The 24,756-nt window shown below is 59.9% G+C and carries 18 protein-coding genes; 2 read left to right on the top strand and 16 right to left on the bottom strand.

What is annotated here, in order from left to right:
- Positions 1-45 precede the first annotated feature (45 nt).
- Complete coding sequence (locus JH25_RS17880) at positions 46-903, top strand: LysR family transcriptional regulator (protein ID WP_032877699.1); 858 nt, start codon at positions 46-48, stop codon at positions 901-903.
- Here JH25_RS17880 and JH25_RS17885 read toward each other — a convergent pair.
- The 3 genes from JH25_RS17885 to JH25_RS27915 all read right to left on the bottom strand — a co-directional run bounded on the left by JH25_RS17885 (position 900) and on the right by JH25_RS27915 (position 2,571).
- A complete protein-coding gene (locus tag JH25_RS17885) occupies positions 900-1,712 on the bottom strand; it encodes an SDR family oxidoreductase (protein WP_032877698.1) in 813 nt (270 codons plus the stop codon). The genes JH25_RS17880 and JH25_RS17885 overlap by 4 nt on opposite strands.
- Before the next feature lie 14 nt (positions 1,713-1,726).
- The gene (locus JH25_RS17890; protein ID WP_005784995.1) at positions 1,727-2,191 is read right to left on the bottom strand and encodes a hypothetical protein; all 465 of its coding nucleotides are present in this window, start codon (positions 2,189-2,191) and stop codon (positions 1,727-1,729) included.
- A 167-nt stretch (positions 2,192-2,358) separates the two neighbouring features.
- Entirely contained in the window at positions 2,359-2,571 is a 213-nt protein-coding gene (locus JH25_RS27915) for a DUF3077 domain-containing protein (protein WP_148853492.1), read from the bottom strand.
- Between the two features lie 193 nt (positions 2,572-2,764).
- Here JH25_RS27915 and JH25_RS0127015 point away from each other — a divergent pair, with 193 nt between their 5' ends.
- Positions 2,765-6,493 (top strand): dermonecrotic toxin domain-containing protein, encoded by a 3,729-nt coding sequence (locus JH25_RS0127015; RefSeq protein WP_032877697.1) that lies wholly within the window; start codon positions 2,765-2,767, stop codon positions 6,491-6,493.
- A gap of 140 nt (positions 6,494-6,633) precedes the next feature.
- On the opposite strand, the gene JH25_RS17895 is transcribed toward JH25_RS0127015, so the two are convergent.
- The 13 genes from JH25_RS17895 to yaaA form a co-directional block, all read right to left on the bottom strand.
- Complete coding sequence (locus JH25_RS17895; protein WP_032877695.1) at positions 6,634-8,085, bottom strand: mannose-1-phosphate guanylyltransferase/mannose-6-phosphate isomerase; 1,452 nt, start codon at positions 8,083-8,085, stop codon at positions 6,634-6,636.
- A gap of 187 nt (positions 8,086-8,272) precedes the next feature.
- The gene (locus tag JH25_RS17900) at positions 8,273-8,929 is read right to left on the bottom strand and encodes an alginate O-acetyltransferase AlgF (RefSeq protein ID WP_005785001.1); all 657 of its coding nucleotides are present in this window, start codon (positions 8,927-8,929) and stop codon (positions 8,273-8,275) included.
- Positions 8,930-8,945: 16 nt separating this feature from the next.
- Positions 8,946-10,118 carry an alginate O-acetyltransferase gene (locus JH25_RS17905; RefSeq protein WP_032877694.1) on the bottom strand — a complete coding sequence of 391 codons (1,173 nt, stop codon included), beginning with the start codon at positions 10,116-10,118 and terminating at the stop codon, positions 8,946-8,948.
- An 11-nt stretch (positions 10,119-10,129) separates the two neighbouring features.
- On the bottom strand, positions 10,130-11,662 hold the full coding sequence (locus tag JH25_RS17910) for an MBOAT family O-acyltransferase (protein ID WP_032877692.1): 1,533 nt from the start codon (positions 11,660-11,662) through the stop codon (positions 10,130-10,132).
- 227 nt (positions 11,663-11,889) lie between these two features.
- Entirely contained in the window at positions 11,890-12,999 is a 1,110-nt protein-coding gene (locus JH25_RS17915) for a mannuronate-specific alginate lyase (protein WP_103733353.1), read from the bottom strand.
- Positions 13,000-13,007: 8 nt separating this feature from the next.
- Positions 13,008-14,456, bottom strand: coding sequence for an alginate O-acetyltransferase (locus tag JH25_RS17920; protein WP_032881093.1), 1,449 nt, complete (start codon positions 14,454-14,456; stop codon positions 13,008-13,010).
- Between the two features lie 11 nt (positions 14,457-14,467).
- Positions 14,468-16,036 (bottom strand): mannuronan 5-epimerase AlgG, encoded by a 1,569-nt coding sequence (gene algG, locus JH25_RS17925; protein WP_032877689.1) that lies wholly within the window; start codon positions 16,034-16,036, stop codon positions 14,468-14,470.
- Positions 16,036-17,523, bottom strand: a complete 1,488-nt coding sequence (locus JH25_RS17930; protein WP_032877688.1) for an alginate export family protein — start codon at positions 17,521-17,523, stop codon at positions 16,036-16,038. The genes algG and JH25_RS17930 overlap by 1 nt, the downstream gene beginning before the upstream one ends.
- Positions 17,520-18,965 carry an alginate biosynthesis TPR repeat lipoprotein AlgK gene (algK, locus tag JH25_RS17935; RefSeq protein ID WP_032877686.1) on the bottom strand — a complete coding sequence of 482 codons (1,446 nt, stop codon included), beginning with the start codon at positions 18,963-18,965 and terminating at the stop codon, positions 17,520-17,522. Before algK ends, JH25_RS17930 begins: the two co-directional genes overlap by 4 nt.
- Positions 18,966-19,048: 83 nt before the next feature.
- Entirely contained in the window at positions 19,049-20,215 is a 1,167-nt protein-coding gene (locus JH25_RS17940; protein WP_005785015.1) for an alginate biosynthesis protein Alg44, read from the bottom strand.
- Positions 20,216-20,252: 37 nt separating this feature from the next.
- Positions 20,253-21,734: a mannuronan synthase gene (alg8, locus tag JH25_RS17945; protein ID WP_164699511.1), complete on the bottom strand. Its 1,482-nt coding sequence runs from the start codon at positions 21,732-21,734 to the stop codon at positions 20,253-20,255.
- Between the two features lie 81 nt (positions 21,735-21,815).
- The gene (locus JH25_RS17950; RefSeq protein WP_014717010.1) at positions 21,816-23,132 is read right to left on the bottom strand and encodes a nucleotide sugar dehydrogenase; all 1,317 of its coding nucleotides are present in this window, start codon (positions 23,130-23,132) and stop codon (positions 21,816-21,818) included.
- A gap of 811 nt (positions 23,133-23,943) precedes the next feature.
- Entirely contained in the window at positions 23,944-24,723 is a 780-nt protein-coding gene (gene yaaA / locus JH25_RS17955; protein WP_032877684.1) for a peroxide stress protein YaaA, read from the bottom strand.
- Positions 24,724-24,756 lie beyond the last annotated feature (33 nt).

Genomic DNA, 24,756 nt, shown 5'->3' with positions numbered 1-24,756 from the left:
CCTGTTAGTTTGTCAAAAATATTTTGACAAACGGAGGGCGTGGCCATGGTCAGCCTGGATCGATTCGACACCTTCAAGGCCGTGGTCGAGGCCGGCTCGCTCACGGCCGCCGCGGATCTGCTCGGCCAGACCCGCGCCGTGGTCAGCTTCAACCTCAAGCGCCTGGAGGCGGAGCTGGGCGTCACCCTGCTGACCCGCAACACTCGCCAGCTGGCGCTCACCGATGCCGGCGAACGTTTCTACCTGCGCTGCACACGAATGCTCGAAGAGGCGCGCCTGGCGGTGGAAGAGGCCCGTTCCGAACATGCGCAGCTCAAAGGCACGCTGCGCATCACCACCACCGTCGAGTATGCCCTGGCCGTGGTCGCCCCGGCGGTGGAAGCGTTTCGCCGCCTGCACCCGGACCTGAATATCCACTTATCCACATCCTCCACCCACGCCGATTTGATCTCCGAGCGTTTTGACGTGGCTATTCGCCTGGGGCGCTTGCTGGACTCCAATCATCGAGCGGTGCGGTTGTCGACGTTTGAAGTGTTCGCCGTCGCTGCGCCAGCGTTTGCGGGCGTTCAGACCCTGGAGGAGTTGGAGCAGGTGCCCAGGCTGGGCCATGGCCGCTTGACGGAGTTGAGCGTGACCGACCCTGCCGGCGATGGGCATCAATACCGCGCAGGTCCGGCCGCCTTGGTGGCCGACAGTGCGGCGGTGCTCCAGGCGTTTGCGGTGCGTGGCCACGGTGTGGCGATCTTGCCACAGTGGCTTGTGCAGGAGGATTTGGAGGCGGGACGGCTGGTGCGTGTATTGGCGGACTATCGCTTCGCGCCCCAAGGGGTCTACGCGATGTATCCGGATACCCGGCATTTGCCGCTTAAGGTGCGGGCGTTTATTGATTTTATGAAGGGTTAGAGTTTACCGCCCAACCCAAAGCGCTTCTTCAACACCTTCTCCAGCAACCCCTTGGGCAACAGCGCCGCCATCAATGGCAACGCCCGGCTGCCATTGCCCGACCTTAGCAGACGCGGTGGCTGCGCTTGCTGCACGGCCTTGAGCACATCCGCCGCAAATTCAGTGGCTGGGGTTGGCTTGTCCTGGGAGGCCTGGCTGCGCGCCCGAATGCCTTCGCGCAACGGCCACCAGGGCGATGTTTCGTTGATCAACAATTCGGCCTGGGCCCCGGCATTCTTCGCAAAATGGGTATTGATCGCACCGGGCTGCACTTCCATCACCCGCACGCCAAACGGTGCCAGTTCCATGCGCAGGGCATCGCTCAAGGCATGGACAGCGGCTTTGGATGCGCAGTAGGCGCCGGCGAACGGCGTCACCAATACCCCGGAAACGCTGCCGATATTCACCACCAGTCCTTTGCTGCGGCGCAACGCGGGAAACAGTGCCTGGGTGACGCCAACGATGGAAAACACATTGGTTTCGAATTGGCGTCGCATCGCCTCGGTGCCGCCATCGAGCAACGGGCCCATGGCGCCGTAGCCCGCGTTGTTGACCAGCACATTCAGTTCGCCCATTTGTTCGGCCAAGCGTTGCAAGGCGGCGCTGTCATTGACGTCCAACTGCACGGCATTGAAGCCAGCGGTAGCGAGGGCGGCGACGTCATCTGGCTGGCGGGCGCTGGCCCACACGTTGAAGCCTGCGGCTTTGAACGCGTCGGCGAGGGCGCGGCCGATGCCGCTGGAGCAACCGGTGATCAGTACGTTGGGCATGCATCATTCCTTTGTCAGTCCGAGAAACTGCCTTGCAGGTGCTCGGCGCGAAATTCCAGGGTTTGCGGGCGATAGCCGGGGCGCAGTGGCGGTGTGGGCAGGCAATCGTCCCAGGTGGCCCCGGCCTGCAACTCGCCGGGGCCTCGATAGCGTGGGGCGGCGTAGACATTGTCGGCCAGGTTGACCGTGTCGCCCGGCGCGTAGGCGGCCACGCGCCAGCGCAGTTCGGTCAACGGCACGTCGTTGCCGTTGTTGAGGGTCAATTTCAGTGGGCGGTCGGCCGGGCAGTCCTGCGGGGCATAGCTGATGCGCAACTCAAGGCGTGCCAGTTGCGCGGCTTCGCGGTTGTCCAGCCACACCACCCAGACGGCGACGAAACCCAGGCCGACGGCAGCCGCCAGCGAAACCGGCAGCGCCTTCGCCGGGTAGCGCAGCAGCAGGATCAGCCAGGTGATGATCAGGAGAACGCCGAAGAACATGGAGACCACCTCGAATGGGGAACGAGCATCCTAACTTAAGCGTAGGTGGGATTGGTTAACTTGAGTGCTGTGGTGGCCGTGCGGGCCTCATCGGGAGCAAGCCCCCTCCCACCTTTGATTTGTGAACACATTCAAATGTGGGAGGGGGCTTGCTCCCGATGACTTACTTACTGAGCAGCAGCGTCCACCTGCAAACCTTCGATGTGGGCCTCGACCAAGGCCAAGCCGGTTTCGGCTAATTGCAAGCTGGCCCAATTCAGGTAGCTCTGGTGTTCGGTGTATAGGTCCTGAGCAGCCAGGGTGAGGACTCGAGTGGTGCCCAGTACATGACTGGCATGTTCCAGCGCATGTTCGAGGGGAAGGGGCTGTACGCCAGGCAGGTGTTTTTCACTTCAATCAATAGGACCGTACAGTGCCCTGGTACTTGGTCTTGCATTTTCAGCAGAGCTCACAGCGTTCTGCTACTTGAGCTTACATTCGGGACAGGAACCGGAGCGCATTGAACGTCCACTTATCTGACGACCTACAGGGAGGTAGCGGCGACGTTCAACTCTTCTATGTAAGGTTTATTTCATGTTTGCAGCGACCGAAAACTCGACCCACCTTTCCCCCCCACAAAGCGTTGTTGCTCCAAACGCATTGGCCACCCAAACCGATATTGCCGTTGAAACATCTGCGCAACCCCCTGTTCACCTGCCACCGGTATTGACCTACGCGCCGGACGGTATTCCTCTTCCCACCTCGGCCGGCATACCCCCGGTCGGGGTGGAATACCCACGGCTCATGCAGCAATTCAAGGTTACCAATCAGGAGGCGTTTGTCACCCAACACGCCCTTCAGTCCCGCGACATGCAGCGTTTGCACGGTGAGCAACCGAGCTTCCAGGACTTCCTGCGCCAGCAAGTGGACCAAATGTTTCCGTACATGTCGACCCTGAAGCCACAAGACCTGGTCTTCAAGCGCTGGGTCGAGCAGGACGATGGCTCTATCAAAACACTGTCGTCCGAGCCGGTGCTGGACGCCTTGAACAGGAAGGTTGCGACCTTGCTGGCCAATCCTGGCCAGCAGCCCGTCGTTGACGATGTTGAACAGTCCGGCATTTTTACCCCGGACACGGACACTAGCCCGGGCACCCTCGTCACGCCACAGTTGACACTGGATACGATTGCCCAGCGCATGGTCACGCAGTTTCCGATGGCCCTTCAAACCTTCTGGACAACCCCCCGCCCGACGTTGAAAGACCCTCAGGTTCTGCAGGCCCCTCAAGACCAGTTGTTGACCTTGCACAAGCAACAACTGTCGACGCTGGCGGCATTGCGCGTGAGCGATGGAACACTGAGCGCGGCGAGCAAGCGGTTGATCGACGCAGCACTGCAATACCCCACGCTGGCTGAACGGGAAGCTGTCTTCCCCAATGGCGCACGCCCTGGTGTCTACCCGCTTACTGTTGATGACGGTAGCGAGCGGGGAGCCTTGATGGCGGGCTGCTTCCTAATCACCAGCACCGACGGTTCCGGGGCCACGCCCCCCGTCTGGACCAAAGGCCGGACCTTGGCACTCGATGAGACTAATGGGCCGGTCGTGCTGTACACCCCGGGTGAGGGGTTCGAGCAGTTTGCGACGCCAGCCCTGGCGCGCCAGGCGATTGCAGCGCGCCTTGATGAGGGGGGCGCCGACGCGGACCTACTGTTGCAAACACTGCCGTTGTCGTTACAAAACAAGTCGGAACCGCCTTCTGGCGACGATGTGATGTTGAGCGCCGAGCCCTTGACGGGGGATGTGCTGGCCGAAGGCATCCCCTGGATGCTCAAGCGTCAGCAGGAGGAAGTCGTTGCGAATCTCGCCCGGGTATCGACAGAGCCGGGAGCACTCAAGCGCATGGATGATGCCGCTGACTGGTCGTACCTGCTCAGTGGCGAAAACGCCATGGCGGCGCGAGATGAACAACTGGCTGACAAGCTGGCCCCCGAGTGGCTGAAAAACCTGAGCCCGGCCCAGGAAGCGTTGTTTGATTACCTGGAACACTCCGAGGACCGCAGTGCAAATGCGCTGGCGTCATCGCTGGCAACTCTTCCTTCTCTGGGTAGCTTTTCCCGCGATCGGATGAACGAAGCGATCAAACGGCAGTTCCCCGCTGCGCAGGTCGATGCGGACAAGCTGATGGTGCGGGTGAAAACCAGGTCCAATCCTCACTCTGGCGGGCAAAGCAGCAGTCATACGCTCACCGTCAAGCAGCACCGCGTATCGCTGACTGATCTGGCGCTGAAAAACCCCAGTGAGTTTCCAGCCGTCCAGCACGGCCATTTCAGCCGGTCCACCTTCGAACTGCCGCTGACCGATACTCACGGCAACCCTCTGCTGGGCGACGATGGCAAGCAGGTCGTCCTGGATACCGAGCAGCTCAAAGCGTTGGTCAACACTGCCGATGTGGGAGGCGCCTATACTGAGCTGCTTAAACAGGAGTTGGCCACGGATGCCGAGTCGGGTGCTGCCGGCGACGTCCGCAAAGCGTGGAAAACCCACCTGAGCGACATGCTGGATAAAGAGGCTTTTCTCGCAGCACTCAACCCCAATACCTACAACATAGACGCTACCCAAGACACCAGTACCAAACGAGGGGCGCAGTGGGTCGCGGCTGTTCTTGACTACCCGGACCCGGCTGACCGGCCTCTGGTGGATGGGAAAAAAATTGTCACCAGTGCCCTTATTCAGCGTGGGTTGCCGGTTCAGGGCGCGATGGTGATTGGCAATGACACAGACGCCTCGCTTGTACTGTGCACGCCGAATGCGCCCGACGGCGTGTGTTTTCGCGAATTGGCGGATGTGAATGCGCTGAACGCCTTGATGGAGAAAAAGGAGTGGAGGCTCTACACCGCGAGCAGAGCGTCGCCGGTCGATAAAAACGACGTGGTTAAAGCTGGCGAGGCGATCAAGGAGCGCGCATTCGATCCGACGAAGAGCCCATTGCGCACGCTGGATGCGCTCGTCACTGCATTCAAATTGACGAGCGCTCCGGTGACACTCAAACCCTTCGATGGCAACTTTCAGGATGAGCTGTACAAGCAGAAAGTGAAGTTGCTCATCGATCACGCGGACCACCAAAGCGTCAGCAGCGCAGAGGTTGCGCATCAATCGAGAATCAACAAGGTTCAGTTCGGCATTGAGGTGGCCTCCATCTTCCTTGATTTGTTGCCAGTGCTCGGAAAAGGCATCTCCATGGGGGTTCGCTTAGGAAAGGCTGGCGTGACGGCCTTGCGCGCCAATGCTCGAATCTTGCCGCGGCTGCTCAAAAGTCCGGGCGCGATGCGTGCGGTCTACTCGGATTTCACGATGGCCGCCTCTGGTATTCCCAATGTGAATGCCGTGCCGTTGCGGCCGGTGTTCAAAAGCCCGGTGGTGCCGCCAGCCCCTCCAGTCATCGCCAGAGCACCAACGGCCGGCACGAGTCCAAACCTTGATCTGAGCGCCTTCTCCGTGTCGGAAGATGTCATCAAAGGCCGCATTTTGAGGCCGGACGGTACCTATAACGTGGGCGATAATTTTTACGTGCGCTATACCGACAGTACCGGGGTCAACAAGGTGTATCAGATTGATTCGGCCTTCCACGCACGTGACGGGCGGGTCGCTATCGTGGATCCTCAGGCGCCATTGACGACGTCGAAGCTCTATAGGGTTCAAGCATTTCTGGGGTCTGCGGGTAACGGTGAGTGGCGATTGAGCCGATTGCCGGGCGGGGTTCCCACTGCTACGGGGACATCCCGGCCGAACAAGCGTCCGTTGGACCAAGGCAGCTTTTCAGGCAACGTCGACACGAATAACGCGACAAGTGCTCAACCGGCCAATAAGCAACCTAGAGTGGAGGGCGTCCCTGACGGTTTAAAGGCGCTGCTGGATCCACCGGTAAAAGGTCAGAATGTTTTTTATCACTACACCGGGAAAAATCCTCATCACGAAATCATGGGTGAGAAAGCCCTGACTTCTTCAGCGTCAGATTTTGATGGTCAACGTCTGCCCCAAGGTAAAGGCAGGCATTACTTTACGGACTTGGCGCCAGGAGATATGCCGACCAAAAAGATTTCCGAAACCATCTTTGGGAAGCGTAAATATCAAAATGCGTTGGATAAAATGTCGCACTACTATGAAATCAATACGTCGGGGTTGAACGTTATCCAAAGCTCTCATAACCCACATATTTTTTATGTGGAGACGAAGTTTGCAATTCCTTTGCAGTACCCAGCTGGTCCTGACCGTGTAATGGTCAATCGCGTTATTTCTCATGGGAAAACGCCGATTAAAATATAAGCCCATGGCGTTGGCCGGTATTGGGTAAGGGCCCATGATGGCTTTAAATTGACCACAAAGGCCCAAACAAAAAGCCCCCACCCAACCCACTGCGGATAGGGGACGCAATGGGTTGGGTGAGGGCTTCTTGTACGACTGTTTTATTGCGCGATAGTTTTCACCGAAACACCTCGTTCAACCGGTGTCGAGCGCCCGTAGATATCTTCGAACCGCTCGATATCGTCCTCACCCAGATAGCTGCCCGATTGCACTTCGATGATCTCCAACGGGATCTTGCCCGGGTTGCGCAGGCGGTGCACTGAGGCGATCGGGATGTAGGTGGACTGGTTCTCGCAGAGCAGGAACACGTTGTCGTCACAGGTGACTTCCGCGGTGCCGCTGACCACAATCCAGTGTTCGGCGCGGTGGTGGTGCATCTGCAGCGACAGGCACGCGCCCGGCTTGACCGAGATGTGCTTGACCTGGAAGCGGCCGCCCATGTCCACCGAGTCGTAGGAGCCCCACGGACGGTAGACTTCGCAGTGGTTCTGGGTTTCGCTACGGCCTTGCTCGTTGAGCGTGTTGACCATCTGCTTGACGCCCTGGACCTTGTCCTTGTGGGCAATCATCATCGCGTCCTTGGTTTCCACCACCACGATGTTGTCCAGGCCGATCACCGATACCAGTTTGCCGTTGCCATGCACCATGCAGTTGCGGCTGTCCTGGATCACCACGTCGCCTTTGCTCACGTTGCCGTTGGCGTCTTTATCATTGACCGCCCACAGCGAGGCCCAGCAACCCACGTCGCTCCAGCCGGCGCTCAATGGCACCACGCAGGCACGCTGGGTTTTTTCCATCACTGCGTAGTCGATGGAATTGTCCGGGCAGCAGGCAAAGGTGGCGTCGTCGAAGGTCACGGTGTCGTGGGTCTGCTCGCTGCGCTCCAGGGTCAGTACGCAGGTGTCGTAGATGTCCGGATCGTGCTTTTTCAGCTCTTCGAGGAAGCGGCTGGCGCGGAACAGGAACATACCGCTGTTCCAGAAGTAACCACCGCTTTTGACGAACTCGATGGCGCGCTTTTCATCGGGCTTTTCCACGAACTGCTGCACGCGGCTCACGCCTTCGGGCAACAGCGAGTCGTTGGTGGACTTGATGTAGCCATAGCCGGTTTCCGGACGGGTTGCCGGTACGCCGAACAGCACCATCTCGCCACGCTCGGCCGCCACGGTGGCCAGGGCCAGGGCACGTTGCAGGGCTTTCTGGTCGTCGATCACGTGGTCGGCAGGCAGCACCAGCATCAGCTCGTCACGGCCTTCGTTGACCAGCATCATCGCGGTCAGGGCCACGGCCGGTGCGGTGTTGCGCCCAAAGGGCTCCATCAGGATGCGTTGGCATTCAAGCTTACGTGCGCTCAGTTGCTCGTTGACGATGAAGCGGTGGTCCTTGTTGCAGACCACGATCGGGGAGTCCATGCCTTCGAACACCAGGCGCTCCAGGGTTTGCTGGAACAGCGTGTGTTCGCCGGTCAGGGCCAGGAACTGCTTGGGGAACTGTTTACGCGAAAGCGGCCAAAGACGTGAGCCGCTACCACCGGAAAGGATTACTGGGATCATGGGTGTTTCTCCTTGAATCAGTTTGGGTCAGAGCTACGAAGGTTTGTCGTTTCACTCTTGTTTTTGTCTCGGTCCTGAGTTGAAAACCGGTCAGTGTGGGAGCTGGCTTGCCCGCGATGGCGCCTACAAGACCGCCATCGCAGGCAAGCCAGCTCCCACAAGGGGACGTGTCAACTCAGGGAAATAATCAGCGGGTCGACACCGGGCGTTTCACCCAGACTGGCGACAGGCTCGAACCCGAGCCGGTGACATACAGCACCGCTGCCTCACCGCGCTCCAGGGCCACCGGCTTCACATCGCCGACTTTCTTGTCACCGTCATACAACGCCAGGCTCACCTTCACCGGGTTGATCTCGCGCTCACCACGGCCCTTGGCGGCCACCGACTTGACCACATCGGTCTTGCCGTCGGCAGTTTTCAGGCTCAGGGCCTTGTCGCTGAGGTTCTGCACGCGTACCAGGGATTTCTGCTTGTTCTTGAACGGCGGTTCTTCGATCAATTGCGGCTGGCCGCTGCCGCTGTTGACCAGGGTGTAGTAGTGGTCGGCGGCGAGTTTGACCGGTACGGTCTGGCTGCCGACCTTGGCGCTGTAGTCACCGCCCGGCATGAAGCTGAAGTCGCTGCTGGCCAACGGTGCAACGTCGCTGAGGTTGGTGGCGCCGACGGTGGCGCTGACTTCCTGGTTGCTGGCGTTGTAGATGCGCACGAAGCTGGAGCCCTTCGGCGCGGTTGGGCCGTAGAGGGCGGCGTCACCACCGGCAAAGGCGGACATTGATACGAAGCTCAGGCCGGCAGCGATAGCCAGGGTCTTGGCGAGACGACGAGGAGTAGTAGTGAAAGTCATGTGAGTTTCCTCTCTTTCAGTTTTGCGCCCGGTCGGGCGTCTCGGATTTAGATGTATTGATTGCCATGTTCTGTTGGCGCGAACCGGCTTGTTTAAGCTGCGCAACCCACGCTGGGTCGGCGTCACCGATTTCGTTATTCACGGGCAGATAGCGTTCGGGGAATTCCCAGATCAGCAGCTGGGGCGGGTTGTTCTTGAAATCGTCACTTTTGAGGTAGCTGAGCATCGGCAGGATCGGGCCGTGGCCGTCTTCGGCGTAGCTGACCACGTCGCTGTGCAAGGCTTGCTTGAGCGCGCCCACGAAGTTCCAGTTGGGGTTGGCGCTGTAGCTGGTGCCGACCAGGGCCACCGGGGTTTCGCTGTCGCTGAACAGCGCGTCATCACCTTTTTCTTCGGCCAGGTGCGTGACGCGTTTTTCCAGCGGCTCTTTAGGCGGCATCAGGTTTTCGAACAGCGGGTCCAGGGGCAGGAACAGACGCAGGTCGCCTTTGTGTGGCTCGATCTTTTCGGCCTCGGTGACAAAACGCTGCGGCTCGCCACTCAGTGGGGTCTTGTCTGCAATCGCCTTGGCCAGTTGCTTGGCGGCGATTTCCGCACCGTCCGGAGTCCAGTGAGTGTCTGTACGCAGAAACACCTGCTTGCCACCCAGCTTGGCCTGTTGCAGCGGGCCGAGCAGGTCGGGAGCCGGGATGTTGTCGGCGGCGACCCGGGCGTGGAAGTCCTGGTACAAGTTGGCGTGGATGCTCGCCGGCTTCACCTCACCCAGGTGTTCCGGGTACAGGCGCACCTTGGCCGGCACAATCGCCATCACCAGTTGGATGCCTTGGGCCTTGAGTTTCTGGCGCACGCCTTCGACCAGTGCGTAATTGCCTTCAAGGTTCTGGTCTTCGTTGACGGCGGGATTGAACTCCTCGTCGCTGTACAGCCAGTGGTCGCGGCCCAGCACTACGCCAGGGCGACCTTCATTGAACAGCTTGTAGTCCAGCGCAGCCCACAGGTTGGTGCCCAGGCGCTTGATCGGGAACTCCTCGTCATAGTGAGTCTCGACGGCTTTGGTCCAGCGACCGTTAAGCACCGTGGCATCAGCGTTGGTGCTGAAGCCAAAGAAGCTGCGCAGTGACCACGCCCCCAGTGCCAGCAGCAGCACCAGGAACAGGCCGATATAGAGGACGCGTAATGAACGGGTCATGGTCGGCTCCCTCAGAATTGGAAGTAAAGGAACGGCGAGAAACTCTGCGCCGACAGTTTCAGGATCGACGCCACGAACAGCAGCAGCACCGCAGCGCGCATGGCGTAGCGTGGCCAGTCAGCGGTCCAGTAGGCCGGTTGCACAGCGGCGTCACGGCCCACGCTGAAACCGGGCTCGTGAATGCTGCCTGGGTTGTCGCCCGGTACCGCCTTGATCAGGCTCGGATCGGCCGGCTTGGTCTTGTCGGCTGGGCGGTTGGTGTAGAAATCGCGCAGGCCGAAGAACGCCAGGGTTGCGTAGGCCACGACCAACGTTGCCACTTGCAGGCCGGTAAGGTTGGCGCGGTTGAGTTCCGACAGCGACCATTCGCTGAAGCTGAACATCGCACCGTACATGCGGCCTGCGACGTGCAGGTTTTCGGCGCGGAAGATCACCCAGCCCATCACCACCAGCAGGAAGGTGAAGGCCCAGCGCAACACGTTGAAGCTGCGCGGCGCAGTATTGAGGCCGATGGCTTTTTCAATCGCCAGCCACATGCCGTGCCAGGCGCCCCACACGATGTAGGTGATGTTGGCGCCGTGCCACAGGCCACCGAGCAGCATGGTCAGGAACAGATTGCGGTAGGTGGTCAGCGTGCCTTTGCGGTTGCCGCCCAGGGTGATGTACAGGTAATCACGCAGCCAGGTAGAGAGGCTGATGTGCCAGCGCCGCCAGAACTCGGTGATCGACTGGCTGATGTATGGCTGCTTGAAGTTTTCCATGAAGCGGAAACCCATCATCAAGCCCAGGCCGATGGCCATGTCGCTGTAGCCGGAGAAATCGAAGTACAGCTGCGCGGTGTAGGCCAGCGCGCCGAGCCAGGCGTCACCGGTGGTGGGATTTTGCAGGGCGAAGCAATGGTCGGCCACCACCGCCAGGGTGTCGGCAATAAATACCTTCTTGATGAAACCCTGCATGAACCGCGTGCAACCCTCGGAGAACTTGTCGAGGGTGTGGGTGCGGTTGTTGAACTGGTCGGCCAGGTCGCGAAAACGTAGCACGGGGCCGGCGATCAGGTGCGGGAAGATTGCCACGAACGCCGCGAAGTCGATCAGATTGCGGGTCGCCGGGGTATCGCCACGGTACACGTCGATGATGTAGCTGATGGACTCGAAGATGTAGAACGAGATCCCGATCGGCAACAGCACGTGGGTGAGAATGAACGGCTCCAGGCCCGCTGACTTCATCATTACATTGATGCTGTCGACGCCGAAGTTGGCGTACTTGAAGTAGCCGAGGATGCACAGGTCGACCGCCACGCCGAGCAGCAGCCAGCGCTGCGCCGGCTTGGTGCGCACGCCGGCGGCACCGACCTTGAGGCCGATCCAGTAATTCCACAGCGTGACGGCGGCGAACAGCGCCAGGAAGTCCACTCGCCACCAGGCGTAGAACACGTAGCTGGCAATCAGCAGCAGCAGATTGCGATAGCGTTGCCCGCTCAAGTAGTACAAGCCGAGAAAGATCGGCAAGAACAGAAACAGGAACACATTGGACGAGAAAACCATCCCGATCTCTCCATGTTTAACCAACAGTCAAGGGCCAGACCCCCCCAAACCCCCCCACGATTTCGGAGGAGGTTGTATTGCAATTTCACTGAAGGAACCGGGTTAACGGTGGGAGCTGGCTTGCCTGCGATGGCGGTGTATCAGTCGACATCAATGTTGAATGTCAGACCCCTATCGCAGGCAAGCCAGCTCCCACAGTTGGACCGAGTCCAACCGGGAGCTATGTATCAGCTGCCTTTGTTGCCTTTTTCGTGCGCCGGGTCGTACACCTTGGTCAGGTCGCCACCCAGGCGGAACGTCTTGAAGGGTTGCATCCCGTGCTTGCGCTCGATCACATCCGGCGCGCAGGTGTAGAGGGTGCAGAAGGGTTCAAGCCAGGCGAATTTCATGTCCTGCTTCAAGTCCTTCATGTCCTGCTCTTTACCGTTCTTCTGTTCGAAGATGTCCGGATCTTTCACCCCGGCCAGAACTTTGTCGCCCAGGCGCTTGAGCGCGCTGTTGTTTTCCTGGCGCAGGTCCACACCGTTGACCAGGGCAAAACTGGCGATCATCGACAGCGGCGGCAGGGCGTAGTTGTGGTACGACAAGGCGCGCTGCTGACGCTTCAATTCGTTCGGCAAGAAGCCCTGGTCATCGACCTGGTTCACACCGACCTTGTATTCCTTGACGGCCCAATCGAACAGGTCGCGACGGTTGGTGGCGATGGAGGTCGCCATCACCGACCAGGCGGCCCAGTAAGAGTGGTTGTTGGTTTTTTCCAGGGGCAGGTTGTCCCAGTCGCTCACCACCTGATCGGCCAGCTTGTTGAACCAGGCTTCGATCAGTTGCGACTCCTGCTGATGGTTGGCCAGCGGGTGAGATTCGGAGAACTTCAGGCGTACATAGGCCGAGGCCATGCTGCCCAGTGCCCATTTGCGCATGGACTTGCCGGTGTGGTTGAAGTCCTTGGACATCAGTGCGTCGGCCTTGGCCCACGAGACCAGCCAGTTCAGGGTGCATTCGAGCTGCTGCGGGCGACCGTCGCGCATGAACTGCATCACCCGTTTGCTGGTGTCTTTTTCCAGCTTGGTGATGTCGGCGGTGCTATCGCGGAAGGCTTTTTCCGACTGCACGTTCAGCGTGGAGCGCGCCTTGTCCGAACCTTCGTACTTGCTGCGAAACTGCAACGGCCCGGTGTAGGGCGTCGGCATGGTGTCGCAGTTTTCCTTGAAGTCGCCGGTCTTGAACGCTTCGATCGGTGCGAAATAGCCCTGGGGCGGGCGCAGCGGCGCGGCGGCGTTGGCTGCCCCGGCGAAGATCGCCAGGCCCAGTAACGATGGAATCAATAGCTTCTGCATAAGTAACCTCATTGCCCAGTTGAAGCGGTCTGTTGACCACCGCTTGGGAATACGTTGCGTGTGCAAATTTTCGCTTCGACTTTCTGCGCGGCAGCACCCTTTTCCGGGCCCTGCACTTCCACGGCCAGCAAGTTCTGCGAGGCCCAGTCTTCATCGGTGCGCAGTTCAAAGGCGAAACGCCCGTCTGTATCGGATGTCTCGGGTTTCTCGATCTTGATGTCCTCGTGGCGACCGTTCATGTACCAGAGGGTGGCTTGCAAGGTTTTTACCGATGGATCGGCGAAGCGGATATCGACCTGATGGTTGGCGTTGCGCAGGTCTTTGTTCGCGCTGTTGACCATCAGTTCGTTCTTGCCGGGCTTGAGGGTGGTGCTGGCGGACATCTGTGCAGGCTTGCCTTCGCAACCGTTGTCCAGCAGCGCCATCATCTGGCGGTAGATGGTTTCCTGGTCGAGACGGTACAGCGGCGAGAATTCCCAGATCAGGATCTTCGGTGGGGTCTTCTGGAACTCGTCGCTGCCCAGGTACTGCAACATCGAGCCTTCCAGGCCACCACCGGGGAAGGCGACGTTGAGGATGTCGGCCCCGATTTCTTCTTCGAGGAAACCGGCGAAGTTGTAGTTCTTGCCGCTGTGGCTGGTGCCCACCAGGGTGATCTGCGGGTTGCCCGAATCACTGAACAGGTCACCGTCACCGGCTTCGCCCTTGGGCTCGGTGGTGAACTGGTCCATGTACTGGATCGCATAGCTGGTGCCGCACAGTTGCCCGGCCATGTTATGCAGGGTGCCGGTCTTGCCCATGCGGCCCGAGCGCTTGGTCTCGAATTCGCGCTTGGGAATCTCGGCGTACTCCGGCATCTGCTTGACCTTGGCGGCGACGATCTTCGCCGTGCGCTGGGCGCCGTAGGGGGTCCAGTGCTGGTCGCCGCGGAAGTAGAAGTCGTGAGCCGGCAGTTCGTCCGGCAACTGCTCGTTGGTAAGCGGCGACAGGTCCGGCACCACGTAGCCCATCTTGGCGAAACGGCCAAGCATGGTCTTGTAGTTGGTCAGCGCCTTGTCGAAGTCGAACTTGGCTTTTTCTTCAGGGTTGAGCTTGTTGCGGTTCACCAGGCCACGGGTTGGCTGGTAGACCACCACCAGTTCCACGCCCTTGGCCTTGAACGCATCGTGCAATTGCTGCATGCGTTTGTAGCCGGCCGGGGTGGTGTCGAATTCGGTGCGCAGGTCTTCCTGGGTTCGGAACAGCCAGTCGCCCTGGGCTTGTACCAGGGTGGTGAAGTTCTGCTGGTAGCGCGTGGTGTAGTTCTTCGCGTCATGGGCGGCCGGGCACAGGCTGCAGCACGGTTCGGCGGTGAAGGTCGGTGCTTTCACTTCATCGGCGCGCACGCCCTGGCTGGCTGCCAGCAGGCCGAGGGTCAGACCCGAGAGGCTCAACAGCTTGATCATGTGTGGGTGCATAAGGGTCATCCTCAGTCCTGCAATTCGGTCTGGCGTTCGACGGGGTCGATCAGCACGGCTTTCTGCTGGCGCACCAGCAGGTCGAGAATTTCTTCCTGGCGATCGCCCAGAATGCCGGAGAAGCTGATACCGCTGGATTTGGTCGGCGCCAGCATCGACACGCGATACAACTCGATACTCAACGGCGAATCGATGGACAGCGGCCCGCTGCCATTACCCGCCAGTTCACCACCCACCACGATCAGCGAGACCTTGGCATCGAATGGGTCGAGGGCGATGTCGCGGTCGGTGTCGGTCAAGTCCTTGATGTGGCCGTACACGCCGGTCAGCCCGTTGGCCATCGAGGTATTTTCGTAGAGCTTGATGTTCACGCTGTTACGCACGCGGATACCGTGGCGACGGTTGCTGATCACCTTGTTGCCCCACAGCAGGTTGTCACCGCTCTCATAGAGGGTGATGCCGTCGGTGTGGTTGCGGTAGATCTCGTTGTCGGCGATCAGGTTGTTGACGCTGTTACGGTCGATCACCAGGCCCGAGAGCTTGTTGTCGTAGCTGCGGTTATTGAAGATGAAGCTGTCGTTCACTTCCCGGGAAATGATGATGCCGTGCTTCTTCTTGGTGCCGTATACGGTGTTGTCGGCGATGATCAGGCCGTGGGAGCGGTCGTGGGGGTCAATGCCGTAGACGATGTTGTCTTTGTAGGTATTGCCTTTGATCACAAAGCCCGTGGTCTCGTAGCAGTAGAAGCCGTACCACATGTCCGAGAACTCGGAGTCGATGATCCAACCGGTCGGCTCAGGACGCTTGAGCACCTTGGCCATGTTCGGCGTGTACTGGGAAATACTCACCCCGTAGGACTTACTGTTGGCGTAGCCGAAGCTGGCCATCTTGGTCTTGGAGATATAGGTCTCAGTGCCGCCCCAGGCCAGCAGGAACGGGCGGAATTCCTTGGGCGACTTGAACAGGGCAGGGCCGTTGGTTTTTTCATTCCAGCCGGTGACCTTGGTGTCACGTACGAACAACTGGCCGTCGTTGATCAAAAACGAGCCGGCTTGCTGGGACAGGCGCAATTCCTGGGTGTTCTTGTCGATATCGAGGATGCCTTTGCGGCCCACCACAATCGGCAACTTGGCCAGGAACACTCCCGGCGAAGTCTCGCTGAAGTACTGCTTGGGCACCTTGCCCAGCAGGTCCTTGAGGTTCATGTAGCCGTCGTCGACAAAGATCGCCTGAGGAATGCCATGCTGGCGCACCACCCACTCGGCCATCTTGTTATCGCCACCGATAAAGTCCTTGAGCGCGTCTTCCTGCATCATGCGGCGGATGCTGATCTTGCCCGCCTTGGTCTTGATGATCTTCTTTTCCATGGCCGCGGCGGTGTAGCCCGACAGATCGGGCAGCGCCGGCTTGGCCATTTCCAGCGGCGCGGTGGGCGGGCTGGAAATGGTGTAGGTCTTGGCCTGTTGCAGTTCCTTGGCGATGATCGGCGCCTTGGCCGCCGTATCGGCAAACGCTGTGGCGCTGGCCATCAGCATTGCCGCGACGAGTAGGCTTTGAGCATTCATGGCGCAGGCTCCCATCAGAATTTCCAGACCACGTCGACAAACGCGCGGTGCATGTAGGAGTCGACCTGGCTGCCATAGGCGTCGCCCGGCTTGAACACGCCGGCACGCAAGCGCACCAGGGCCGATGGCTCGTCGATCGACTGGCTCAGCGCGGCGGGCAGCAAGCCTTTCTTGAAGTACTTGGTGACCACCAGGTCCATCTCCTGGCCGAGGTCCTTCTTGCCATCTTCCAGCGGCAGGGAGGTGCTGGAGAGGATCGCGCCGGTGACGTCATCGGTGTTGTTCTGCACCGCATCGATACCGTTGCTGCCCACCGGCTTGTTGCCGTCCACGCGCCAGAACTTGTGGTACACCAGGCTGGCGTCGTAGTCCTCGCGCAGCTGCCAGGAACCGAACAGGCTCATGGACTGCATGTTGTTCATCTCGCCGCGAAACGCTTCACCGAAGCGGTGTACGCGGGACTGGGTGCCGGTCCAGTTCGAACGGTTGCTTTGCAGGCCGTTCTGTTCGTATTCGGCGCTGGCACGGGAATAGGCCGCACCCACTTGCCACTGCGGGTCAAGGCGCAGGCGCACACCGATGTCGGTGGCCCAGCCGCTGAGGTCATCGCTGCGCTTGGCGCTGGTGGGGCGCGTGCCGTCGGCGTTCAAGGCGTTGACCTTGTCGCGGTCCCCGCGCATACCGGTGATGCTGGCCCAGTAGTTGACGGTGTTGGTATTGCGCCAGTTATAAGCATCGCTGTTGGCTTCGATGCCGAGCCAGGTCAGGTCGCCGTTTTCGCGCTTGTCCAACGGGTCACTGGCCACACCCGGTTCGGCGTAATCGAGCTTGCCGTCGTCGTGGGTGTGGTGGCCGCGCAGGCCGATCCACTGGCCCGGCGTCCACTGGTAGGCGGCGTCGGCGTAGAAGTGCTGGCGGTCTTTGTCGACCGGCGAGAGTTCCTTGAGGTCGGTGCGGTATTCGCTGAAACGTTCGGCGGCGCCGACATTGGCCTTGAGCAAGGTGGTATCGAAGGTCCAGTTCAGCGCTTCGATGTTGGTGTCGCGCCATTGGCCGTCGTCATTGCGCAGGCGCTGGCGACCGAACTTGAGGATCTCGCCGGGGTAGGGCGTGAAGCCGCTGTAGCCGACCCAGAACTCGCGCAGGGCCAGGTAGTTTTTCTTGGCCTTGCGGTCGTCGTTGCTCGATTGTTCGGTGGTGTCATCGGCCGACTGTTGCAGGGTGTCGGTCTCGATGATGTCGCTGGACACGACCGCCTGGCCCATGGCATAGGCGCTCCACGCGCCGCTTTCGCCGTAGATCCAGGGGCGCAGGTCAAGGCCGATACCGTTGACGTCGCCGCCTTTCTGGGTGCCCAGGTCGCGGTCGTCTTCGGACTGCGCGGTGGCTTTGACTTCCAGGCCGAAGTTCTTGGCTTCGGTCAGCGCGGCCAGGGTCGGGCACGACCACAGCAGGGCGAAGGACAGGCCGATACCGGCCTTGACGAATGGGTTGAGCTTCATAGGGATTCCTCGCCGTCTTCTTGCAGGGCGTGCAGTTGCAGCGTGCTTTGGGCCAGGGTGCCGCGGGCGGCCAGTTCCTGTTGCACCAGGCGTTGGCCCTCGGCGCGTTGCTCAGGGGTCAACGGCGCTTCGAGCTGGGTGGCCAGGTCATTGGCCTCTGGCGTGTCCTGGGCCTTGGCCAACTGGCTGAAGACATAGGCGTTCAATGGGTCGGGCTTGGTGCCCTTGCCTTGGGAAAACAGTTGGGCAATGGCAAAGTCGGCGCTGTTCTGGCCGTTGCGCGCAGCGGTCAGCAAGTGGTCCAGGGCCTTTTGCGGGTAGACCTTGCCCAGGTAGCCACGGCGGTAGATCTGGCCGAGGTAGTAATCGGCGGCCACTTCACGGCCCACGGCTTTTTCGAAATGCGCCTCGGCGGCCTTGGCGTCGGCCGGCACCCACTTGCCTTCGTAGTAGAGCTTGCCCAGCAGCAATTCGGCGCGCGGCTGGTCGGCGGCGCGGCCGTTGTCCAGGTACTTCATCATCTGCTCGACATCGCCCAGTTCGGGGAAGTCGTAGAGCAGCTGCGCCAGGCTGACCCAGGACGCCGGGTAGCCGGGGGCGATTTTTTCAAGCAATGCCTGAGCGGTTTTTTCGTCCGGCGTGCCGAGGCTGGCATCACCGAGTACGCGGGCGACGCTGTCGACGCGCTGGGCGGTGACTGTGCCACGGCTGTAGCCGGCTTCCATTTGCTTGAGCAGTTCGGCCTGTTGTTCCGGCTGGGCTTTTTTCTGGTAGACCGTGGCCAGCTCGACATAGCAGATATCGGTGGTGTTCAACGCGGCCTTGCAGATGCGCTCGATATCATCCAGGTGCTGGTCGTAAGTGTCTTGGGTGCGATACAGCAGCACCTGGGCCAGGCCGGCTTCCGGGTAACCGGCCGCTTGCCATTTGCTGATCTGCTGCTGGGCATTCACGTTGGGGAAGCTGTGCGGGTATTGCAGGTACAGCATCGCCAGCGGGATCAGGGTGTTGCCTTCGCCATTGGCGAAGGCTTTTTTCAGCAGGCTTTCGGCTTCATGGTGCTCGGCCTCAGTGGCGCCAGGCTTGGCCGCCAGCAGGCGACCCAGGCGTGCCTGGGCACGCGGCGAGGTGTCTGCCGCTGCACGGTAAGTGGCTTCGGCCTGCTTGATTTGCGCCGGATCGCGGGTGCCTACCTGGATATCGGCCAGGCCCACCTGGGCCTCGCTGTAGCCCAGGTCTGCCAGTTGCTGGTAATTCTGCTGCGCGGTGACGGTGTCGCCGCGTTTCAGCGCTTCATTGGCCAGGCGTTGGTCGGGCAGGCCGGCGCAACCGGCCAGGCTCACGGCCAGTGCCAGCGCGCAGTACGCAGAGGCCAAGTGAAATCTGCTCTGTGTGGGAGCTGGCTTGCCTACGATGGCATCGCTGCGGCGCAACTGATGCACCGAGTCGCCTGCATCGCGGGCAAGCCCGGCTCCCACAGAGGTCAGCGGTGTTGTTGGAATAGGGTTCACAGGCATGTCCTCGCTTACAGACCGTGAGCCATGGCTTTGTCGATCAGCCAGTTCAGCGATGGGCCACGGTCACTGGTGACTTCCACCGGGCGACCGGCATAGGTGCTGTCCAGCGGTGCGTCGGGCTTGATCTGCACACGGATGTCAGAGGACAGGTCGGCGCTGTTCAGGCTGGTGCTGCTGACGATGGTGCCGGTGCGAACCTGTTCTTCGTCGGCGACCTGGAAGCTCACCGGCGTACCTGGACGCACATCGCCAAACTGGCGGTAGGTGAAGCGGGCTTCGACGTTAGCCTGGCTGCCACGCGGCACCAGTTGGAAGATCACATCGCCCTTGCTGGCGTACTGGCCGTCGGCGACCAGTTGCTGGGCGACCACGCAATCGCATGGCGAGGTGAGGGTGCCGGTCATTTGCTTGCCGAACAGCTCTTCAACCTTGGCCGGTTGCAGTTGGTCTTCGTCCAGGTGGCCCTTGAGCACGTCGAGCATACTGGTGCTGAACGTCGCCAGTGGCGCGCCCTTGGCCGCTACCGAGTCACCTTTGAGCAGGCTCTGCACGGTGCCGTCACGCGGCATGGTCACGTTCATGCCCGGTACGCTCACAAGGCCGGCCTGGGCGTGGCTGACGAAGTACATGCCGTACAGCGATTTGAAGACAAAACCGAAGGCGGCCAGGCCAACCAGGAAAATCGCCAGGCTGAACGTCACCGCACGCAGGCGACCGAACGCGGTCATGCCACTGCCGCCGTCCTTGACCTTGCGCGCCTTGGTGAAGTTGTCGCGTTGCAGGGTCGCCAGCACGTCGCCCATGGTCACGATGTCGCCGGACAGGTGCGAGGTGATCAGGTGGCGCAGGGTGGAAATGTCCTGGGCATCAAGGTTCTGGAACTGGCAGCCGGTGCGGCCGGTCTGGCGGTCGTAGGAGCGGATTTGCAGCTCCACGTCCATGGCCAGGCCGAGGTTATCGATCACGAACTGCAGGCGGCCCTTGTGCACTTGGCCGACGGTGAGCGGCTGGGTGGCGGTAAAGGCCAGGCCACCGGCGGACAGGTCGATCACGCGTGCTTCAGTTGGCGTGCGGTCGCTGTTGAAGAAGCGCAGCTTGGCCGGGATTTTGACCCGGGCGTGCTGGCGCTGGGCTTCGGATTCGTGGACAACGTTGGCGTTTACTTGGCTGTTCATAGTATTCGATTTCCTAGTTAATTCAGGCTTGGCAGGGTCAGACCATCATCAGCAACACGGCAACGAAGATGCTGCCGGCGGAGAAGGTCATGGTCCGAGACGACCAGGTGTTGAACCAACGTTGAAAGCTGGCCAAATCGCGGGTCAGTTTGGTGTCCTGGCGGGTCCAGGACTGTTGATCAAGGCGGAAGAACACGTAGATCTTCACCAACGCGCCCATGATCTGGTTGTAATAGAGAATCAGCGGGTAGGCCGGGCCGATCTTGTGGCCCGAGCACGACAGCAACAGGGTCAGGATCAGGCGGGTGATACCGATCCACAGCAGGTACGCGAGGATGAACGCGCCGCCATACTTGAACGTGGCGATCATCGCCACGGTCAGGCCGAGCAGGGAGGTCCACATCGACACGCGCTGGTCGAACAGCACCACGCTGGTGAACAGGCCGAGGCGACGCACGCCCAGCCCGAGGGCACGGGAGTTCTGGCGCAGGTTGTTGCCGTACCAGCGGAACATCAGTTTGCGGCTGGCTTTGATAAAGCTCTTTTCCGGCGGGTGTTCCACGGTGTTGATCGCGGCGTCCGGTACGTAGAAGGTGTCGTAGCCCAGGCGCATCAGGCTGAACCAGCTGGACTTGTCATCGCCGGTGAGGAACTTGAAGCGCCCCAGGCGCCAGTGTTGCAGCGAGTCGCTTTCCACGTCGGCGATAAAGCCCGGGTCAGTCACTACGCTGGCGCGGAACACCGACATGCGCCCGGTCATGGTCAGCACGCGCTTGGACAGAGCCATGGAGCACATGTTGATGTGGCGCTGGGCGAAGCGCAGCTTGTGCCACTCGCTCATGATGTAGCCGCCGCGCACTTCGCAGAATTCGTTGGTGGTCAGGCCACCGACATTGCCGAACAGCTGGAACCAGGGGACGGTCTTGCGGACCACGCCTTCGGCGAGCACGGTGTCGCCATCGATCACAGCTACCACGGCACGGTCATCCGGCAGGTGGCGCGAGATGGCGCGAAAACCGAAGGCCAAACCGTCACGCTTGCCGGTACCGGCGATGCGCACGAAGTCGAGCTTGACGTGAGCCGGCGGGTTCATCTTTTCCCAGAGGCTTTTCACCAGCAGCTCATCGGACATTTCCACCAGCGAGCAGACCACGGTGGTCGGGAAGCCGCATTCGATGGCTTCGCGAATCACCGAGCTGTACACCTGGGCGGTGGTCAGCGCATCGATACGAAAACTGGTGACCATCAGGAACACGTGGGACGGGTCGGCGGCCTTGCCCAGCTTGCGCACTTTGCGGCGCAGGTGCGGGTACACCACGTAGAGAAACAGCATGCCGCGAAAGAAATGCGTCGCACCCATCGAGTAGCGCCAGATACCCACGGCGCCAATCAGGAAAATAAAATTCTTCGATTGCGAATCGAAAGTACTCGCCGGCAACAGCAGGGCGAGACCCATCAACAGGCTGAGGAATAACAGCCAGCCGGCCGATTGCAGAAATACATGTTTTAACTTGGACATAAGCGTCATCCGGAAGGGGAGGAGGCTTCAGGCTGCAAGTGCTGGGGTAAGCCACTGGCAGCCTGAAACTTGCCGTTGCTGTTACCAGCAAATACCTTCAGTACGGCCACTCACGCTGGTGGCCTTGGACATGAAGCCCACCAGGTCGACCACTTGCTTGCCTTCCGGAGCGTTATGCGCCAGGGCACGGAACTTCTCGTCACGGTTACCGAGGATGATCACGTCGGAGTTGTTGATCACATCATCGAAATCCGAGTTGAGCAGGGACGACACGTGCGGGATCTTGCCTTCGATGTAGTCCTTGTTCGCGCCGTGCACACGGGCGTACTCGACGTTGCTGTCGTAGATGCTCAGGTCGTAGCCCTTGCCGATCAGCATTTCCGCCAGTTCTACCAATGGGCTTTCACGCAGGTCATCGGTACCGGCCTTGAAGCTCAGGCCCAGCAGGGCGACTTTGCGCTTGTCGTGGCTGGAAACGATGTCGAAGGCGTTCTGTACCTGGGACTCGTTGCTGCGCATCAGCGAGTTGAGCAGTGGTGCTTCCACGTCCAGGGAACCGGCGCGGTAGGTCAGGGCACGCACGTCTTTTGGCAGGCACGAACCGCCGAAAGCGAAGCCTGGGCGCATATAGTACTGGGACAGGTTGAGGGTCTTGTCCTGGCAGACCACTTCCATCACTTCACGACCATCGACGCCGACGGCCTTGGCGATGTTGCCGATCTCGTTGGCGAAGGTGACCTTGGTGGCGTGCCACACGTTGCAGGTGTACTTGATCATTTCGGCGACGGCGATGTCCTTGCGGATGATCGGCGCGTCGAGTTCTTCGTACAGCGATTGCAGGACATCGCCGGAAGCTTTATCGAACTCGCCGATGACGGTCATCGGTGGCAGGTCGTAGTCGGCAATGGCGGTGGACTCACGCAGGAATTCCGGGTTGACCGCAACGCCGAAGTCGACGCCGGCTTTCTTGCCGGAGCAGTCTTCGAGGATTGGAATCACTACGTTGGCGACAGTGCCCGGGAGGACGGTACTGCGCACCACGATGGTGTGGCGGGTGGTCTTGTCACGCAGGACAAAACCGATCTCGCGGCATACCGACTCGATGTAGTTCAGTTCCAGGTCGCCGTTCTTCTTGCTGGGCGTGCCGACGCAAATCATCGACAGGTCGGTATCGCGAATCGCCTCGGCGAAGTTGGTAGTGCCACGCAGTCGGCCGGTCTGGATACCCTGGCTCAACAGCTCGCCCAGACCCGGCTCGACAATCGGCGATTTACCCGCATTGATCAGGTCGATCTTTTCCTTGGAGATGTCTACGCCGACCACTTCGTGGCCACGGGCAGACAGGCAACCGGCACACACGGCGCCAACGTAACCCAAACCAAATATGCTGATGCGCATCGCAATTACCTCTTTGTTTAATTCATGCCATTAAATGGCCGGAGTTCATGTTTGCAAGCGTCACTGATGCCGCGAAAGTTAGGCGAATAGACGCCGACTTACCGCGTGCAGGCATGTTGAATAACGAGTGACTAACTATTGCACTCAAGTTGTGCGCAACGAGGCCTTATTATTGGGGCTTGCCCTGAAATGCAGCCGTGCTTCCTTGGAGGAAGGCTCCGGCGCCGGTGCGGCAAGGTTTTGATGAAGGCAAAATGCCTTTTTTATCAATGCCTTGTGTGTGTACACGGGCTCATTTAGGTCAGCGCTGCCTTGGCCTGCGGGGGATAGCAATGCGTACTTATCGCCACCCTTAACTCGATCAGTTGATGTTATGACCATAGAACCAAAGTGTTTTATGACAACTTGGCTACTTCCGTTGGTCGTTATGTAAGTCATCTCTTACGTAAGCAGAGAATTTCGTTACCGGTGGTATGAGCGGTGCATCAGGACGAAGTTCCTGGCCGCTCATCCTGTTTCCGGAAATTTCTTGAAATATTAGAAAAGATGGCACTGGCACTATAGTGATAGCACTTGCTATTTAGGCCAGTAGTTATGGGGAGTTGGTACGCGTAGATAGTTTTGTGCCACTACTGATTAAAAAAAGTGGTGCCACTACGAAAAAAACCGACGAGTGTCGAGTGAATAAATCGTTAGGGTTATGTATGGATGTTTTTCTGGCGCCAAATAAATGACGATTTATGGTTTGGAATACAAAAAAAATGTGGGAGGGGGCTTGCTCCCACATTTGATCCGCAGTGTCTGTGCAGCCTTACTCCGGTGCGTGATCGCGCAAAAACACCAGGTTATCCGGCTTGGACTGCTCCGCATTGAAGCGATAGCCCTGCACATCGAACTGCTTGAGCTTGGCCGGATCGTTGATGCGTTCTTCAATCACAAAGCGGCTCATCATGCCCCGGGCCTTTTTCGCGTAGAAGCTGATGATCTTGTACTGGCCGTTCTTCAGGTCCTTGAACTCGGTGTTGATGATCCGCGCGTTCAGGGCCGTGCGCTTGACCGCCGAGAAGTACTCATTGGACGCCAGGTTGAGCAGCACATCGTCGCCTTGTGCGGCCAGGGCCTCATTCAACCATTCGCTGATGCGGGTGCCCCAGAACGCGTAAAGGTCCTTGCCCCGGGCGTTGGCCAGCTTGGTGCCCATCTCCAGGCGATACGGCATCATCAGGTCCAGCGGGCGCAGCAGGCCGTACAGGCCTGAGAGCATACGCAGGTGGTCCTGGGCATAGCTGAAATCGGCATCGCTGAAGGTCTCGGCGTTCAGGCCGGTATACACGTCGCCCTTGAAAGCCAGCAGCGCCTGCTTGGCGTTGGCCGAGGTGAAGGCGGGCGTCCAACTGCCGAAGCGGGCGGCGTTGAGGCCACCGATCTTGTCGGAGACGTGCATCAACTCGCTGATTTGCGCCGGACTCAGTTCGCGCAGCTGTTCTATAAGCTCCTGGGAATGGTCCAGGTATTGCGGTTGGGTAAAGCGCGCAGTGACCGGCTTGGACTCGAAATCGAGGGTTTTGGCGGGGGAAATCACCATCAGCATGAAGTTGGCTCCTGGAATCGTGGGCGAGATTCT

The organism is Pseudomonas sp. BRG-100, from assembly GCF_000737955.1.
Classification (GTDB): domain Bacteria; phylum Pseudomonadota; class Gammaproteobacteria; order Pseudomonadales; family Pseudomonadaceae; genus Aquipseudomonas; species Aquipseudomonas synxantha_A.
This window is presented reverse-complemented; position numbering and strand designations above follow the sequence as displayed.

What these genes read in the sequence shown, in the direction of transcription:
- JH25_RS17880 (WP_032877699.1), top strand. Translation starts at nt 46, where the DNA reads ATGGTCAGCCTGGATCGATTCGACACCTTCAAGGCCGTGGTCGAGGCC.
- JH25_RS17885 (WP_032877698.1), bottom strand. Translation starts at nt 1,712, where the DNA reads ATGCCCAACGTACTGATCACCGGTTGCTCCAGCGGCATCGGCCGCGCC.
- JH25_RS17890 (WP_005784995.1), bottom strand. Translation starts at nt 2,191, where the DNA reads ATGTTCTTCGGCGTTCTCCTGATCATCACCTGGCTGATCCTGCTGCTG.
- JH25_RS0127015 (WP_032877697.1), top strand. Translation starts at nt 2,765, where the DNA reads ATGTTTGCAGCGACCGAAAACTCGACCCACCTTTCCCCCCCACAAAGC.
- JH25_RS17895 (WP_032877695.1), bottom strand. Translation starts at nt 8,085, where the DNA reads ATGATCCCAGTAATCCTTTCCGGTGGTAGCGGCTCACGTCTTTGGCCG.
- JH25_RS17900 (WP_005785001.1), bottom strand. Translation starts at nt 8,929, where the DNA reads ATGACTTTCACTACTACTCCTCGTCGTCTCGCCAAGACCCTGGCTATC.
- JH25_RS17905 (WP_032877694.1), bottom strand. Translation starts at nt 10,118, where the DNA reads ATGACCCGTTCATTACGCGTCCTCTATATCGGCCTGTTCCTGGTGCTG.
- JH25_RS17910 (WP_032877692.1), bottom strand. Translation starts at nt 11,662, where the DNA reads ATGGTTTTCTCGTCCAATGTGTTCCTGTTTCTGTTCTTGCCGATCTTT.
- JH25_RS17915 (WP_103733353.1), bottom strand. Translation starts at nt 12,999, where the DNA reads ATGCAGAAGCTATTGATTCCATCGTTACTGGGCCTGGCGATCTTCGCC.
- JH25_RS17920 (WP_032881093.1), bottom strand. Translation starts at nt 14,456, where the DNA reads ATGCACCCACACATGATCAAGCTGTTGAGCCTCTCGGGTCTGACCCTC.
- algG (WP_032877689.1), bottom strand. Translation starts at nt 16,036, where the DNA reads ATGGGAGCCTGCGCCATGAATGCTCAAAGCCTACTCGTCGCGGCAATG.
- JH25_RS17930 (WP_032877688.1), bottom strand. Translation starts at nt 17,523, where the DNA reads ATGAAGCTCAACCCATTCGTCAAGGCCGGTATCGGCCTGTCCTTCGCC.
- JH25_RS17940 (WP_005785015.1), bottom strand. Translation starts at nt 20,215, where the DNA reads ATGAACAGCCAAGTAAACGCCAACGTTGTCCACGAATCCGAAGCCCAG.
- alg8 (WP_164699511.1), bottom strand. Translation starts at nt 21,734, where the DNA reads ATGTCCAAGTTAAAACATGTATTTCTGCAATCGGCCGGCTGGCTGTTA.
- JH25_RS17950 (WP_014717010.1), bottom strand. Translation starts at nt 23,132, where the DNA reads ATGCGCATCAGCATATTTGGTTTGGGTTACGTTGGCGCCGTGTGTGCC.
- yaaA (WP_032877684.1), bottom strand. Translation starts at nt 24,723, where the DNA reads ATGCTGATGGTGATTTCCCCCGCCAAAACCCTCGATTTCGAGTCCAAG.